At 42.2% G+C, this 15,942-nt stretch carries 15 protein-coding genes and 2 tRNA genes; 8 read left to right on the plus strand and 9 right to left on the minus strand.

The genetic code is table 11. The annotated features are described in order from the left end of the window. Positions 1-3 precede the first annotated feature (3 nt). Together DXX94_RS03085 and DXX94_RS03090 are read right to left on the minus strand one after the other, a co-directional pair. Positions 4-366: a response regulator gene (locus DXX94_RS03085; RefSeq protein WP_116013781.1), complete on the minus strand. Its 363-nt coding sequence runs from the start codon at positions 364-366 to the stop codon at positions 4-6. 30 nt (positions 367-396) lie between these two features. Then, entirely contained in the window at positions 397-672 is a 276-nt protein-coding gene (locus DXX94_RS03090; protein ID WP_116013782.1) for an STAS domain-containing protein, read from the minus strand. 495 nt (positions 673-1,167) lie between these two features. On the opposite strand from DXX94_RS03090, the gene DXX94_RS03095 reads away from it, so the two are divergent. After that, positions 1,168-2,181, plus strand: coding sequence for a sel1 repeat family protein (locus DXX94_RS03095; protein ID WP_116013784.1), 1,014 nt, complete (start codon positions 1,168-1,170; stop codon positions 2,179-2,181). A gap of 252 nt (positions 2,182-2,433) precedes the next feature. Here the strand turns inward: DXX94_RS03095 and DXX94_RS03100 are convergent, their stop codons facing one another. Beyond that, positions 2,434-2,889 carry a hypothetical protein gene (locus tag DXX94_RS03100; protein WP_116013785.1) on the minus strand — a complete coding sequence of 152 codons (456 nt, stop codon included), beginning with the start codon at positions 2,887-2,889 and terminating at the stop codon, positions 2,434-2,436. Here DXX94_RS03100 and DXX94_RS03105 point away from each other — a divergent pair. The 4 genes from DXX94_RS03105 (at position 2,874) to DXX94_RS03120 (ending at position 5,734) form a co-directional block, all read left to right on the plus strand. Continuing rightward, positions 2,874-4,112, plus strand: coding sequence for a PQQ-dependent sugar dehydrogenase (locus tag DXX94_RS03105; RefSeq protein WP_258872086.1), 1,239 nt, complete (start codon positions 2,874-2,876; stop codon positions 4,110-4,112). The genes DXX94_RS03100 and DXX94_RS03105 overlap by 16 nt on opposite strands. Before the next feature lie 217 nt (positions 4,113-4,329). Further along, positions 4,330-4,890 carry a septation protein A gene (locus DXX94_RS03110; RefSeq protein ID WP_116013787.1) on the plus strand — a complete coding sequence of 187 codons (561 nt, stop codon included), beginning with the start codon at positions 4,330-4,332 and terminating at the stop codon, positions 4,888-4,890. Between the two features lie 11 nt (positions 4,891-4,901). Then, on the plus strand, positions 4,902-5,204 hold the full coding sequence (locus tag DXX94_RS03115; RefSeq protein ID WP_116013788.1) for a YciI family protein: 303 nt from the start codon (positions 4,902-4,904) through the stop codon (positions 5,202-5,204). A 125-nt stretch (positions 5,205-5,329) separates the two neighbouring features. Further along, a complete protein-coding gene (locus DXX94_RS03120) occupies positions 5,330-5,734 on the plus strand; it encodes a lysozyme inhibitor LprI family protein (protein WP_116013790.1) in 405 nt (134 codons plus the stop codon). 83 nt (positions 5,735-5,817) lie between these two features. Here the strand turns inward: DXX94_RS03120 and DXX94_RS03125 are convergent, their stop codons facing one another. Next, entirely contained in the window at positions 5,818-6,873 is a 1,056-nt protein-coding gene (locus DXX94_RS03125; RefSeq protein ID WP_116013791.1) for an AI-2E family transporter, read from the minus strand. 155 nt (positions 6,874-7,028) lie between these two features. On the opposite strand from DXX94_RS03125, the gene DXX94_RS03130 reads away from it, so the two are divergent. Next, the gene (locus DXX94_RS03130) at positions 7,029-7,916 is read left to right on the plus strand and encodes a TIGR01777 family oxidoreductase (RefSeq protein ID WP_116013793.1); all 888 of its coding nucleotides are present in this window, start codon (positions 7,029-7,031) and stop codon (positions 7,914-7,916) included. Positions 7,917-8,005: 89 nt separating this feature from the next. On the opposite strand, the gene DXX94_RS03135 is transcribed toward DXX94_RS03130, so the two are convergent. Together DXX94_RS03135 and DXX94_RS03140 are read right to left on the minus strand one after the other, a co-directional pair. Next, positions 8,006-10,510, minus strand: a complete 2,505-nt coding sequence (locus DXX94_RS03135) for an ABC transporter permease (RefSeq protein ID WP_116013794.1) — start codon at positions 10,508-10,510, stop codon at positions 8,006-8,008. Next, positions 10,503-11,267, minus strand: a complete 765-nt coding sequence (locus DXX94_RS03140) for an ABC transporter ATP-binding protein (protein ID WP_116013796.1) — start codon at positions 11,265-11,267, stop codon at positions 10,503-10,505. The genes DXX94_RS03135 and DXX94_RS03140 overlap by 8 nt, the downstream gene beginning before the upstream one ends. Between DXX94_RS03140 and DXX94_RS03145 the strand changes: the two genes are divergently transcribed. Together DXX94_RS03145 and DXX94_RS03150 are read left to right on the plus strand one after the other, a co-directional pair. Further along, positions 11,266-11,898, plus strand: coding sequence for an arylesterase (locus DXX94_RS03145; RefSeq protein WP_116013797.1), 633 nt, complete (start codon positions 11,266-11,268; stop codon positions 11,896-11,898). The two genes, DXX94_RS03140 and DXX94_RS03145, sit on opposite strands and share 2 nt — an antisense overlap. Then, positions 11,898-13,475 (plus strand): cation:proton antiporter family protein, encoded by a 1,578-nt coding sequence (locus tag DXX94_RS03150; RefSeq protein WP_116013799.1) that lies wholly within the window; start codon positions 11,898-11,900, stop codon positions 13,473-13,475. The genes DXX94_RS03145 and DXX94_RS03150 overlap by 1 nt, the downstream gene beginning before the upstream one ends. Before the next feature lie 193 nt (positions 13,476-13,668). Here DXX94_RS03150 and DXX94_RS03155 read toward each other — a convergent pair whose 3' ends face one another. From DXX94_RS03155 to DXX94_RS19245, 3 genes are all read right to left on the minus strand, one after another. Further along, entirely contained in the window at positions 13,669-14,850 is a 1,182-nt protein-coding gene (locus DXX94_RS03155) for a hydroxymethylglutaryl-CoA reductase (RefSeq protein WP_374188825.1), read from the minus strand. 562 nt (positions 14,851-15,412) lie between these two features. Beyond that, positions 15,413-15,488 (minus strand) — tRNA-Glu (locus tag DXX94_RS03160). 215 nt (positions 15,489-15,703) lie between these two features. Continuing rightward, positions 15,704-15,776 (minus strand) — tRNA-OTHER (locus DXX94_RS19245). Positions 15,777-15,942 lie beyond the last annotated feature (166 nt).

A 15,942-nucleotide genomic window follows, 5' to 3' on the forward strand; every position in this document is an offset into this window, starting at 1 on the left:
ACGTTACCGAATGACGCGTTTAATGGTTGCTAATAATTTTTCAGGGTTAAATGGTTTAACTAACCAACCAGTTGCACCCGCAGCTTTACCACGTTGTTTCATGTCAACTGAACTTTCGGTGGTTAACATTAAAATTGGTGTGAATTTAAACGCAGGTAATTTTCTTAATTCTTGGCATAAAGTAATGCCGTCCATAATCGGCATATTAACGTCAGTGATCACTAAATCAATGTTTGCAGATTGCGCTTTCGTCAGACCTTCTTGACCGTTTGCTGCTTCTACTGTTTCATATCCCGCCGCTTTTAACGTAAAACTCACCATGTCACGAATTGAATTAGAATCATCTACTACTAGCACTTTGGCCATGTTCTTCTTTCCTTTTTATTTATCGGGGCATTAAGCATTAACGTATTGAAGTAAAATGGAGTCTTTAATGCCCAGCTTTTCAATACTTTCTTTGATGACAGACGCTGTGCACTGCCATTCGATGCTTTTGTGAATAGAGGTTAAGTAGGTCACCATAGATAGAATAAGCTGAACGCCAATGGTGTCAATTTTTTCCACTGCGGTGTCATCAATTACGATGTCGTCGTGGTTTTCGGCATATTCCATTAGCAGTTGTTTAAATTCTTCTGCTTTGGCTATGGTTAATTCAGCAGGTAATTTGAACATGTGTTTCCTTGATTAAGTAAAGACTACAACTAGCGTTTATTTATCTTTCGACCATAAACCTTGTTTACTTGGTTTGCACATAGCAACACAAATATTCGCGTTGCGCATCATATAGCGTTTTTTTTAATAAATCAGCAAAAACAAAGGATAAATCGTAATCTTGCATTCCTTTGCTCATATTAGCGCCACTACTTATCTAAAAAGCGCCTACATGCGGATAAGTACAGCCTTCTCGTTAAAAATATAGGCCAAGATATGACACAATCAAGCCAATTTTTTTCCAAACTTGATTTTTATCAGCCATTTAACAGTTAAAACTAGGCGGCAAAAATAGCAAAAAGAAAAGCCTTATTGTTTTTTAAGCATTTTTGCAATTTATGTTTAAAGAATATGCTAAAGGACAATAACCTTCGCTATTTTAGGCTGGCAAATTGATTTCAAAAATACAAATCATTAAGGTAGCTATAACGTCATTGCATAACCTAATAATTATTTATGTCTGATAACTTCAAAGCACCTAGCCAAGTGTTTCGCTGGTTCGAAAAAATGAAGGCGAATTACGAACATACCGTCAACTCGGTGTTAAATAAATTTGAAGCTTATAATGAAAAGCAACAGGAAAGAATTGATGCCAACCATCAAGATCACCTTGAGAGCTTAAAACATCTGCACAACGAGCAACAAATTCAAAGCCAAGCAACAATTGCTCAACTTCAGGCCGACGTGAATTACTTTAAGCAACAGGTTTCTCAGCAGCAACATACCATTGAGCAGCTCAATGCTAGGTACGACGCGGTAATGACAACCTTTTTAGAGCAGAAAAAGCGCGATATCGACATTAAAGCGATTTTTGACAATGACGAAGAAGAAGCGCCAATCGAGTTGACTTCTCCATTAGAAGCTCAACGTCATACAAATGTTCAGCGCCCAAGAGAAGCGATTCAACAAGCCCAACCAACAGCTGAATTTGAGCCTGAACAGCCTAGCTCGGCGACAGAGCCAGTCAAGCTACCCGCTGACATTACTGATGATAGAGCTGATGACTTAACTAATGAATCACCGGATGATTTGCTAGGTAACTCTGTCGATGGAATAACCGATGAAACAAACAATGAACATCAGGAAGTATTATCTACTAACGTACCTGAATCAGATCATACGCTTGATAACTTAGAGCCTATTGAACTTGTCGAGTCAGCAGAGCCTGATGAGGCACTTGCTGATAAGCTCTACAACGAAGCAATGGCTAACCGTGAAAACCAAGCGTTTGAACAAGCTATTGCTTTATTTAAGGAAGCCGCCAAGTTCGGTTGCGTTAAATCGCGTGGCGCCATCGGTAGAGCTTACTTCTTAGCGGAAGGCGTTGAAGAAGACCAGACGCTTGGTTTAGCTTGGCTCATCAGTGCCGCTGATCTAGGACTGCCGCAAGCAATTAAACGGGTTGAGTATTTCCAAGAATCAGATCCAGAGCTATATATTGAAGCTTCTACTTTAATTGGCAACGCCTAACGTATTTTACCCTGTTTAGTTTACTGAACAAATTGGTTCTATTGTTAAAGCCCTGCGCTCTCAACCCCTTAGCTTTATCTCCAATGATTTAAATAATTAGAGTTAGCACGGTATTTTTAATCCGCGCTAACCAACACCGAAAAAAGACCAGTCTAACTTGCTTTGCAATTGTATAGAGCTAGCATGTGAAGCTTGCCACCTAAACTATATAAAAAAGCAATATAAAAAACTGGTATAAAAAGCACCAAACCTTTACGCGTTACTTTTTGAAGTACCCAGCACACTGCTTATTTTTGCGAAAACCCAGCCACCTATAGCGCCCGCTAACAACTGTGCATAAAAGCCCCAACCTCTAGCACCTGCGATAATGTTGATATTCATTATCGATTCAATAGCGACCAGAACGATAATAAAAGCGGTAATGCCACCAGCTACATATAACTGAGTTCGATACTTATCCCACTTTTTTGCGAGCCAAGCAGTTACCGGAAAGGCAATTAAAAAGGCAATAGCGATAATCGCCCCATACGTTGGCAACAGCCCTAACCAATCTTCCTGTGTTAGCTGCAAACGATCGGCAAATTTTACCTCGACACCAATGTTAACTAATTGATTGACAACATATTGGCTATGAAACAAGCTAGCAAGAGAAAATGTAAGTAACCAAGAAACTAAAAAGGAAGGTATAACGCGTGTTAAAAATTGCATGGGCATCTCAATCTCGGCTAGCTCGACTAATTCGACGTAAACTGCCACATCGAGCGCGTTTTTTTTCTTACCCTACCAAAGGCTTAAGCACTAAACAATTACTGTTAAGCTCAGCCTCCTTGCTTACTTCATTTTCGCTACTTGCCAATACTGAACTTAACGCGTCTTTTGTAAACCCAATAATGCCTGACGACTACAAAGTCACTACCATTGCTAGCGATTTAAAATCGCCTTGGAGTATGGTTCAGTTACCCAACAAAACTTGGCTAATCACTGAGCGCGATGGTCATATTGTTATCGCCAAAAATGGGCAACAAATTAGAGTAAAATTAGCCCTCGACGGTTTGTACGTTGCAGGCCAAGGAGGCCTGCTTGATGTTGTGCTTGCACCTGATTATAGCGTATCGAAAGAAGTACTATTTACCTATGCGCAAGGTAAATTAAATGCAAACCGACTGGTTATCGCCAAAGCAAGGTTTGATGGTGAGCAATTTTCAACGCCGACAATTATTTATCAGGTAGCAACAGACAAAGGCACACCGCAACATTATGCGGGTCGAGCACTAGTATTGCCTGACAACACACTGTTATTCTCGAGCGGCGACGGTTTCGACTACCGAGAGCAAGCCCAAGTAAAAACCAGTCAACTTGGTAAAGTACTGCGTATAAAGCTTGACGGCAGTATTCCTGAAGATAATCCATTTAGCCAACACGAGAATAATAAAGCACACGCGGTGTATACCCTAGGTCATCGAAATACTCAGGGCTTGATTTATGATTACGATAGTCAGCAAGTCGTTAGTCACGAACATGGCCCAGCAGGCGGAGACGAACTCAATTATTTAACGGCTGGGGAAAATTATGGCTGGCCAGTGATAACCTATGGCAAAGACTATTCACAAGCTCGTATTTCCCCTTTTACAAAATACCCCGGCATGAAATTACCAAGTGTGGACTGGACGCCTTCCATCGCCCCTTCAGGTATGGCCTATTACGGCTCACAACATAGCAGTTTTACTTCATTGCAACGACACGCTTTGATCACCACCTTAGTCGATAAAAAACTCTATGCGGTTAATTTAGCGAATGGAGACTTTACCCAAACTCACGTATTTCCTGATATCACAGGACGATTAAGAGATGTTTTTGTCACAAGCAAGGGGGGTATCGCGGTATTGGCTGACGGTAGCGACGCTAAATTAACATTAATTACGCCTGAGTAGCATCTAGGTACTTGGGATGAGTGATTGAGGTAGCTGGTGCTGTGAAGCGATAAGACCTAACACCGCTAGCACCTAGAACGACTATCGAGCAATTAGTACAGATATAACGCCAGCAGCAGTCTTGTATCGAAAAAGCATATCACCAACCAGAGAATTCATTGGCTAAGGATTTTGCTTTAGGTAGAATGATGGCAAATTATGTTAATAGCTTTTTAATATGCAAGCTTTGTTTGAATATGTTCCTTTAATTCTGTTCTTTGTTGTTTATAAGTTTTACGACATTTACGCAGCAACAGGGGTTCTTATCGTTGGTGCTTTACTGCACATTATGTATTTCATTCTGACAAAACAAAAAGTTCCAACCAAAAACTGGATTATCTTTGGCTTAATTGCCGGCTTTGGTGGATTGACTATCTTTTTACAGGATGACACTTTCCTCAAATGGAAAGTTACCATCATTAATGGTTTTTTCGCGATCGCATTGCTAATCAGCAATTATGTATTTAAGAAGAACCTAATTAAACAATTAATGGCAGAAGCGCTTGAGTTGCCTGAGAAAATTTGGGCAAAGCTGAATCTGAGCTGGGCTGGATTCTTCGCCTTTTGCGGTGCGTTAAATGCGTATGTAGCGTTTAACTTCAGCCAAGAGGTTTGGGTTAATTTCAAAGTATTTGGTTTGATGGGGCTTACCTTTGCTTTTACCATCGGCACTATTGTTGCCGTTCATAAACACCTTCCCCAAGATGACGCCGATTCAACGGCGAAAGAAAAAGAGTAATTATATTTATGATGTACTATATGATCTACAGCGAAGATGTCGCTGATAGCCTACCACTTCGCATGCCAGTAAGAGGCGCTCATTTGGAGCGTTTAAAAACCTTACACGACGAAGGTCGCCTGCTGGTCGCGGGCCCTTGCCCTGCAATCGACAGTGAAGACCCTGGTGAAGCTGGTTTTACGGGCTCACTCGTTGTTGCTAAGTTCAACTCGCTAACTGACGCGCAAACATGGGCAGATGCTGACCCTTATATTGAAGCCGGTGTGTATGCCAAAATTGTTGTAAAACCCTATAAAAAAGTATTACCAGCTTAAACTGATACACACCCAGTTTGGCGATAGATAGCGTGCACAAAGCCGCACGTAACACATCTTAGTCATAAGGTGTTACTTAGAAAGTATATTGAGAAAGAATTAGTCAGAAGGTTAAGAAAAGTCCCATGAAGAAAGCGTTTTTTGCTATTTTTCTGGCAGTATCAACAGGGATGATGTCAGTGACGCATGCTAAGTCTATTAGTGATTGTGACGCCTCCAAGGCCGGCAATATTGATTATTCTCGATGTTTGGACAGAGTAAAATCAGCCGTTGATCGTGAACTACAGACGTGGATAAACAACCAAATATTTATCCTTGAAGACATTGCGGCGAAAACCGGACGTAAGTCTGCGCTAAACATGTTTAAACGTGCAAATAGTGATTTTATCAAGTACCGAGAAAACAATTGTCGCTGGCAATATCTGGCAATTTCCCCTGCGACAACGGCAGGTAGCGCATACAAAGAATGCTATATCCGATTAAGCCGTTCTCGCATTGCCGATCTTAGTCAATTAAATACTGAAAAATAACTTTCTGTTTAGTAATTTAAAAAAGCGCATTTCAGTTGCTCTGAAATGAGCTTTTTTGTGTAATCCTCAAACTATGGTTGACGTTACTTAGCCGTATGATACTTCTCTACATCGTCATCACTTGAGAGCATAATGGCGAACCAGCGACCTTCTTCAGAGCTTTCCAAGCCGATCTTGATAATCATGGTCAAAGGTACCGAAAGTAGCATGCCTACTGTACCAAATAGCCACCCCCAAAAAATTAACGACAAAAACACCACTAAGGTGGAAAGCCCGAGTCCACGTCCCATAAAACGTGGTTCAATCATATTGCCCATAACGGTATTAATAACCATATAACCTAGCCCAATACCGCCGGCAGCCGCTGGCCCTAGTTGCAATATCGCCAATGACATTGCAGGGACTGCCGCAATAATAGAACCAATATTAGGAATGTAATTTAGCAAAAAGGCTAACACGCCCCACAGCAAGAAAAAGTCTAAGCCGATAACCCACAGCATCAGTGATACTGCGACACCAGTACCAATACTAACCACCGTTTTAATCGCTAAATAATGATTGACCGATTGTAAAAAGCGATCAATCTGACTTAAGCGCATCTCTGGGTCATCCAATGCGTAATGTAGTTTTTTCGGTAAAGAGGACGCTTCAAACAACATAAACACAACAGTAATAATGATCAAAAATAAATTCGCCATCACACCGCCAAGGCCGCTCAGCATATCTGCAGCTAAGCCCATTGCCGCTGCGGGATCAAAATACTCAATTAATACAGCGGATGATATCGCAATATTGTACTCGGCTAACTTATTAGTCACCCAAGCGAACTCTTCATTTAGTTGAGTACGATATTGTGGCAACTGCTGTGACAATTCATTCAGTGAGTTACCCACCAGTCCTGCAATTGACAACGCGATAGCAAGAAACAGCACAATAACCAAAGTGACTGACAGCGCTTTCGGAATCTTGTACTCACTCGCTTTGGCAATCAGTGGGTTACAGATAACCGCTATAAAAACTGACAATAGAAAAGGTACGAGTATATTGGTGGCGGTTTTTAAGCCCGCAAGTACAATAAATACTGCCGCAATAACCACTAACCCTTTTAAGATCCCTGTTGAGGTATCACTTATTCCCATATTGCTCTCAGAAGTCTACTCTTTATGGCGAACATATTGTAAGTTAGCCAGATAAAAAGCAATGATTTTATTTGTTTAGCAGAACTCGGCAACTAGCCATCACGTAACTACATATATAGATAAGTTTGAGTAGATATAAATCAACTAGAGTCATTATGAACATATTAATCACTGGCGGCACAGGCTTAATCGGGCAAGCATTTATCAAGCGCTTTGTTAACGAACACAGCTTTACCGTGCTAACACGACACCCCGATAAGGGGTCGCCTATCAAAAATGTAACCTATATTGGTACGCTCGACGGTTTTGAAAATTTAGATAAATTTGATGCCGTTATTAATCTGCAAGGAGAGCCTATTTTTGGTAAACGCTGGAATGCTTACCAGAAACAGCAACTTATCCAAAGTCGAGTTCAAGTGACTCAGCAGCTAGTTAGCTTAATTAATAAGAGCCAAAACCCGCCCAGTACGTTGCTTTCTGGTTCAGCCATAGGCTATTACGGCAGACAAACTGAGCTAGATATTGATGAATCATTTGCCACTCCGTACGAAGAATTTAGCCACCAGCTTTGTCAAAGTTGGGAAATTGCAGCATTAAAAGCAAATACCAAGACTAGAGTATGCTTGTTACGCACTGGCATTGTATTAAGCCCTGAAGGTGGTGCACTTGCGCAAATGGCACCTCCATTTAAGTTTGGCTTAGGTGCGGTCATCGCTAATGGGCAACAAGTCATGTCATGGATTCATATCGATGATATGACCAAGGCAATGAACTTTTTACTGACAGCTTCCTCTATTGAAGGCGAGGTGAATTTTACAGCACCAAATCCCGCCAGTAATAAAATATTCAGTGATGAATTAGCTTCGGCTTATCACAGGCCTAGAGTCATGTGTATGCCAGCTTTTGTTGTGAACTTAATGTTTGGTGAAGTCGCAGAACTGCTCGTTTTTGGGCAACATGTTATCCCGAAAAAGTTACTCGATGCTGGCTATACATTTGAGTTTCCACAATTATCGCAGGCATTAAAAAACCTTATTCCTTAATGGTTCACTTTTACTAGTGACAACGCAGGAATAAGGTTTTTAACGACTAATGCACCAGTGCTTAGCCTACGGGTAAAAAAGGGTATCAGCTACATAGTGCGACGTATCAAGGTAACGCTCGACATATTGAGCAAGCGCCAGCAGCTTAACATGCCAACAGCTCCTACAAACGCCGCACCGGCGGTGATGCCAACACCCCAGTAGCTAAAGTGAAAGCTCGGCGACATATCAAACACTTGAGTTTGAATCACATAAACGGCGGCTTCCATTGCAATTCCGGCCATTAAACCAGCAACCACACCCAAGCAGACAAATTCAAGCAACACACTGTTTCGCAGTAAGCTTCCTTTTGCCCCTAAGGTTCTAAGAATGGCAATTTCTCGTTCTCGCTCTTCCATGCTGGCTTGTACTTGTGCAACCAACACAAGCGAGCCCGCAATCACTACCATGACTAAAATAAACTCAACTGCAATCGATACCTGATCAATCACAGTGCGTAACTGATTTATCAATGCGCCAACGTCTATCATAGAAATCGTTGGATAGTCCGCTAGGAAACGATTAAAAGCCTGCTCTTGTTCAGGGGCAACATAGTGAGAAGAAATATAAGTCGCTGGAAAGCCTTGCAACACATACTGATTAAAAATCATAAAGAAGTTAGGTTGCAGTGATTGCCAGTCCACCTCACGCACACTGGTGACTTCAGCGCTAAATTCTTCGCTGCCCAGTTGGAACGTTAAGGTGTCACCTACTTTGACATCTAAGCGTTCTGCGACACCCTGCTCAATTGACACTTGTGGCTTTTTATCATCAGGACTAAACCATTGACCGTCAATCAACACATTGCTGGGCGGTAATTCATTTCGCCAAGTTAAATTAAGCTCTCTACCCACGCCGCGACGTTGCTGCTCAGCATCAGGATCATCTTCCTTCGTCACTTGCTTGGTCACTGAATCTTCGTTAATGGCTGTTAATCTGCCACGGACAACAGGATATAAACCACTGCCAGGGATTTGTTGCTCTGCCATAAACTGATTAACAAGATCCACTTGCGGCTGGCTGATATTCACCAAAAAGCGGTTGGCGGTATCGTTAGGAAGTTGCGCCTGCCACTCGTTAATAAGATCGGTGCGCACCACAACGATAAGTAATAACAATTTAATCGCAATGGTAAAACTCACCAACTGCACACTGTTTTCTTTTGCACGACGCTTTAAATTAGCAAACGCTAAATGTAGCGCTTTACCTGATTTGCTGCCCGCACTGCGGCCAAGGTTAACCAGCACTTGCCCCATCAGCAGTAAAACAATAGAGACAACAACGCCGCCAGCGAGCAAAACAATGCTCATCAGTGCATTTTGACTAAACAAGTAAAGCAGTAAATACAAAGCAACAATGGCTGGTACTAATTGCACCCAGTGGAAAGTGTTATGCTTGAAGCCGCGAATAACCGCTAAAGGCTTCACCGACACAAGTTGCATCAGTGGCGCAATGGCGAAAGCAATCGCACACAGTAGTCCTGTTGCAATAGCGATAAATAGAGGTCGCAACATAGAGACCTCTACTTCCACTTCCAAATAACCTTTCATAGCATTTAGGCCAACTTGCTGTAAGCCATAGCCAATTGCTAAGCCAACGGCAATAGATAAAGCACTTAGCAACCCCCAATGCAGGCAGTAAAGTTTGGTAATATGGTTTTGGCTAGCGCCCATGGCCTTAAATACCGCAACCATAGGTTGATGACGCTGGCCGTATCGACGACTGGCGACCGCGACAGCAACAGCTGCTAAAACTATGCCTAGCATGCTAGCAAGTGACAGGTATTGCTCAGCACGAGTAAGTGATGACGATAACGCCGAGCGACTTGACTGAATACCATACCAGCGCATGGTTTCATTCACTTGTGGCTTGATCCAATCTGCAAAATCATCAATTTGCGCTGGTGTGCCAGCAAATAGCACTTTATAGGTTAAACGGCTGCCTGGCTGAATTAACTCTGTTTTTGCCATGTCAGCAACATTCATCAGCACAACTGGGCCAGAGGTAAAAACGCTAAAAGAAGCATCTGGAATTTGGGTTGCAACGCCAGCAATTTTAAGTTCAGCTAAACCAACCTCAATCGTGTCACCAATTTCAACGCCTAGCACGTTTAGCAGCTTTTGCTCTGCCCAAACTTCGCCCACTGCAGGGCCCTGCTGCGCACTTACTTTGCCTTGGGCATCTCGCACTAGCAGCTCACCTTTAAGTGGGTAGGCTTCACCAACGGCTTCTATTTCGGCGAGTTGCAAAGTGTCATTGGCAAATACCATAGAACCCATTTCAAGCTTGAGCGCCGAGCGCAGACCAAGCTCATTACTTTTAACAAAGATATCTTCGGCAATTGGTCTGGGAGACTGCAAAACACGATCTGCTGCAATGAAGGTCGAACTTTTGTTGATAATAGCCGCTTGGATTTGATGTGAAAAACCCGATAGCGAAAACACTGTCGCCACCGCAAGCACTATGGCCAAAAAGATAATAGTCAGCTCACCGCGCCTAAGCTCATGTTTGAGCAAGCGCAGCGATTGGTTGACCCAAGTTTTAGCGCTACTCATTGACGGTTCTCTTTACGTTTTCATCAATGGCAGTAACTGCATCTGTTGCTGAGTTATTAGCGCGTTCGGTCAATGTGTCTTCAACAATACGGCCACTATCAACAATCACTTTACGATGACAACGATTAGCAAGCTTCTCATCGTGCGTCACTAAAATTAACGTGGTGCCATTTTGCTTGTTTAAATCAAATAACAATTCGGTGATGTGCAAGCCAGTTTTACTATCGAGATTACCGGTTGGTTCATCAGCAAATAAAATTTCTGGTTGGGTAATAAAAGCGCGTGCGATGGCAACACGCTGCTGTTCACCGCCAGACATTTGTGAAGGAAAGTGATTAACGCGATCAGCTAAATCAACTTGCGCGAGCAATTCTTTTGCCCGTTGTTCGGCATTGGGCAGGTTCGCAAGCTCAGCGGGCAGCATAACATTTTCAAGTGCTGTTAAACTGTTAACCAGCAAAAACTGTTGGAAAATAAAACCTACGTGCTTGGCTCTTACTGCGCTACGCGCTTCTTCGTCCATATTATGCAAAGTGTTACCCATCAACTCAATACGACCGCTGCTGGGCAGGTCTAAACCGGCAAGTAAAGACAGTAATGTGGTTTTACCTGAACCCGACGCACCAACGATCGCTAAGGTTTCACCCGCGCTAACCGCTAGATTTATGTCGGATAATAAGTCTAAAATATGATTTTCCAATGTCACTGACTTTGCTAAGTCACTGACCTTTAAAATAATGTCGGATTCTAACTTCATGTTTAAACGCGCTTTTAAAGTATTAATGATGTCACTGTTACTATGTCAAAGTTTCAGTGTGCTTGCTAATGCTCGTATTTTATTACTCGGTGACAGCCTTAGTGCAAGTTACGGAATGAAACAAAACCAAGGCTGGGTTTATTTGCTAAATCAACAACTAAAAACGAATAATGCTCCCTACCAGATCATCAATGCTAGCATAAGCGGCGAGACCACAGCAGGCGGTTTATCTCGTCTACCGGGAATTCTATCGAAAGAAGAAGTCGATTATTTACTAATTGAATTAGGCGGCAATGATGGCCTTCGCGGCTTTCCACCTAAATTAATTAAGAATAATTTGTTACAAATTATCGACTTGGCAAAGCAAAAAAACATCTCGGTTTTTCTAATGAACGTTAAAATCCCCCCAAATTACGGACCTCGCTATAACAAAATGTTTGGCCAGGTCTTTATTGACGTTGCTGAGCAAACCAATGTGCCACTGCTGCCTTTCTTTTTAAAAACGATTGCCGTGCATCCTGAGCTAATGCAAAACGACGGTATTCACCCTAGTGTAGAAGCTCAGCCAAAGATCGTTGAGGTAATGGCAAATCAATTGGCTGACATTATTACGACTAAGGCCAGCAACTAATGGAATTTATCTGGGTTTTATTCGCCTTTTTCTGTGGCTTAGGCGCTAAATTAATTTCGCTACCCCCTTCAATTGGCTACCTGCTGGCTGGCTTTGTACTTCATTTTATGGGCTTTGAAGCCGATGACTACCTAACTACACTGGCCGATTTAGGCATTACCTTAATGCTATTCACCATTGGCCTAAAACTTAACGTGAAGGATCTTCTCAAGCTCGAAGTCTGGGGAGGCGCCCTTTCCCATACCGCACTTTGGTTAGTCAGCACAGTTGTGATGATAAAGTTGGTCGCCTTTGCCGGGCTTACCTACTTTGCCGCATTAGAACTGGAAATCGCGCTATTAATTGCTTTTGCTCTGAGTTTTAGCAGTACGGTATGTATTGTTAAGTTACTTGAAGAACAAGGGGAAATGCGCACCCGCCACGGTAAGCTTGCTGTTGGTATCTTGGTCATGCAGGACGTTGTCGCTGTGGCATTTTTAGTGATAGCAACGGGCAAAACGCCGAGTATATGGGCGCTTGGCTTAGTCGCATTATTCCTTAGCAAGCCTATCATGAACCGAATTATCGCCGCGGTTGGCCATGGCGAGTTGATTCCGCTAACAGGGTTTTTCCTCGCTCTAGGCAGCTATGAATTATTTGAAGCTGTGAGCATTAAAGGTGATTTGGGCGCACTCATTGTCGGCATGCTGTTAGCAAGTCACCCGAAAGCCAGTGAGATCAATAAAGCCCTATTGAATTTTAAAGATTTATTCTTGATTGGCTTTTTCTTAATGATCGGCTTTACTGCCCTACCCACATGGGAAATGCTAAGCATTGCGTTGCTTATTTGTTTAATGTTGCCAATCAAATTTGCACTCTTCTATGTGTTGCTTAGTAGCTTAAAGTTAAAAGCAAGACCTGCATTTTTATCAGCCATGCTTCTGACCAACTTTAGTGAATTCGGCTTAATTGTTGCGGCGTTGAGCGTTGATAATGGCTGGCTAAGCAAAGAATGGTTAGTCATTTTAGCACTCGCTGTTTCAATTTCTTTTGTCTTAACCAATGTCGTCTATCGATTCTCGGAACGCTTATTTGCCAAGCACAAAGCCACGTTAACTCAACTAGAGCGCACTAAGCGATTGCCAGAAGATATATTTGATCAACCTTGCGACTCACCTATTGTTGTCGTTGGTATGGGACGTGTAGGCATGGGGGCATACCAAGCACTTGATCAACAAGTGGGTAATAAAGTTTGGGGATTAGATGCGGATCGAGGAAAAATTGATTGGTTGAAATCTAGCGGCGCTCAAGCCTTTTATGGTGATGCGGAATCGCGAGATTTCTGGGAAACATTAAATCTAGCTCAACTAGAACTTGTGATGATTGCAGTGCCCTCTGTGCAAGATGTGATTAATATCACTACCCAATTAAAGGCTGTTAACTACCGTGGTCAAATTGCTGCGATTGCACGTTTTGATGATGAACGTGAAGAGTTACAAGCACTGGGTATTGATAAAGTGTTTAACTTCTACAATGAAGCTGGGGTCGGTTTCGCAGAAGAAAGTTTAGCGATGGTAAAAGTGCCACAGCCAGTCTGAGCCAATAATCGCTTAAGCTAAGCCGAATATAGCGATACTAATAGTCGGATTAAAGCCCTAACGCCATATCAAAACATCATACAAAAACGTCCTTATAAAAAAGCGGATAGTGACTAATCACAACTATCCGCTTTTCTCTTCAGTTTTCTGATTGGCTGTTAAAAGCTCTAACAAGTAATCATTTTGTTAGAGTTTAACGGTTGCGACCTAACTGATCATGGCTACTTACCCAGTGACCAGAAATCACCGCAGATTTCAGTGAAATATCACCTGCAAGTACTGTCGCAGCAACAATCTCAGCAAACTTATTTGCCTTACCTTTGCCAACACAGCCAAGCATTTGTAAGCATTCGTTTTGCGTTGGTAAGCCAGTACCGCCACCGAAAGTCGCAACAATTAACGAAGGTAACGTCACTGATAAATACAAGTCACCATTTTCCATTAACTGGTGTGATAACAAGCCAGCATGTGATTCAACCACATTAGCTTCGTCTTGGCCCGTTGCAATAAACAACGACGCAATACCATTTGCGGAATGTGGGCCATTGTATGCTGCACTTGCCATCATAGCGCCAGTGTTTGCCATGACACATCCATCAGCGAACTGCTTAGTACTAACCTTCATGATTTTTTGCAGTACTTCATCTTTAATCATGATTTCGGCAATAACTCGCTTACCGCGCGAATGGAGCATGTTTAAGTGAGAGTGCTTTTTATCGGTATCCATATTGCCAGACAATAAGTAGCGGCAAGAGAAAGGTGCATTGGCAATGATCCATTCACAAGCAGCTAAGGTTGCTTTACCCACCATGTTTTGGCCTGCAGCGTCACCTGTTGTGAAATTAAAGCGTAAGTAACGGAATCGAGAAATTGACCATTGTTGAATTTTTTCAAGCTTACCAACAGAAGTTGTTGTTTCTGCCACTTCCTTGATACTTAGAAAGTGATCATCAATCCATTGGCCAAAATCACGAGCTTCACGTGCACTTTCAAAAATAAATGCTGGTGCTCGTTGCATAAAGCCTTCAACCACGGTGGTTTTGACACCACCACACTCGTTAAGTAAACGCATACCACGGCTGTAACTGGCGACTAATGTCCCTTCCGTTGTTGCTAAAGGAACAAAGAAATCCCCTTGCGCATGTTCACCATCTATGGTGACTGGCCCTGCAACACCCACAGGCATCTGAACAACACCAATAAAGTTCTCAATATTGCCCGGTAGTACATCAGTACCAATACTGTATTTGCCCGTATGTTCCAGATTTGCACCCGTTTGTTGCTGGATAAAGTCGCGACGGACTTTAGCCATTTCATCTGTGTAATCATTTTCTGAACTACGAGGAATTTTCTTATCTACCATGTTACCTTCCATTGCTTTGCGTGTTGATTAACAGCATTAGGTTGCTGTGATTTCTCCTCCATAGAGCGGCACTTACGCAGTCCCTCTACAAAGTAAAATAGCCAGTGCTGATAACGCACCTGAGTAAATACTCTATTAATTACCTTAGCGAGCAAAAATAACTCATACAAGTGATTTTTTTTCGCCCACAGTTATTCACTTATTTATTTACCCTACCAAACATATGGAATAAAGTAAGTGAATTTTATTACAGCGATATGACCATCAGAAGTCGCTTGACTACTAGCGATTTCACTCATCAACCAGTTAGGTTTTGATAAATAAGGTTTTTATTATCAGTAAGCTGATCTTGCATCTGCTTTTTAAGGCTGGTCAATCTTCATTATAGATAAAATGAATATAACGGTAGCTTGTATTGCTAAAAATATTTGATGAAAGATGGCGTGACGTAAGAATTGTAAAGTTCAAGGAACTAGGATCTAACAAAGCGATAGCAGTAGTGTAAAACTACACATAACTGTAGGCATAAATTTCAGGCATAAAAAAACCGACTTGCGTCGGTTTTTTTAATTAGTGGCATCCCGTAGGGGATTCGAACCCCTGTTACCGCCGTGAAAGGGCGGTGTCCTAGGCCTCTAGACGAACGGGACACTGAAATCGTTTAACAAGTTGTGCTAACACATTTTGTTAATTCAGCGCTTGTCGCTATTTACCTTTCAAGAAAAGTACCCTTCTCTTTTAATAGCAACCGCTTAGAAACTTTTAGTTCACATTAGTCTAACATTAGCTTAATGCTCACTTGGTCAACTGCCTGACCTAGAAGGCAGCTCCCTTTTCCTTTACTTAAAACAAGCAGGAAAGAATGTGGCATCCCGTAGGGATTCGAACCCTGTTACCGCCGTGAAGGGCGGTGTCCTAAACCTCTAGACGAACGGGACACTGAAATCGCTTAACAAGTTGTGCTAACACATTTTGTTAATTCAGCGTATGTTGCTATTTACCTTTCAAGAAAAGTACTTTTCTCTTTTAATAGCAACTGCTTAGAAACTTTTAGTTCACATTACTCTAACTCTCATTAGCTTAATGCTCACTTGGTCAACTGCC

Origin of the sequence: Thalassotalea euphylliae, assembly GCF_003390375.1 — a bacterium.
Lineage (GTDB): Bacteria > Pseudomonadota > Gammaproteobacteria > Enterobacterales > Alteromonadaceae > Thalassotalea_F > Thalassotalea_F euphylliae_A.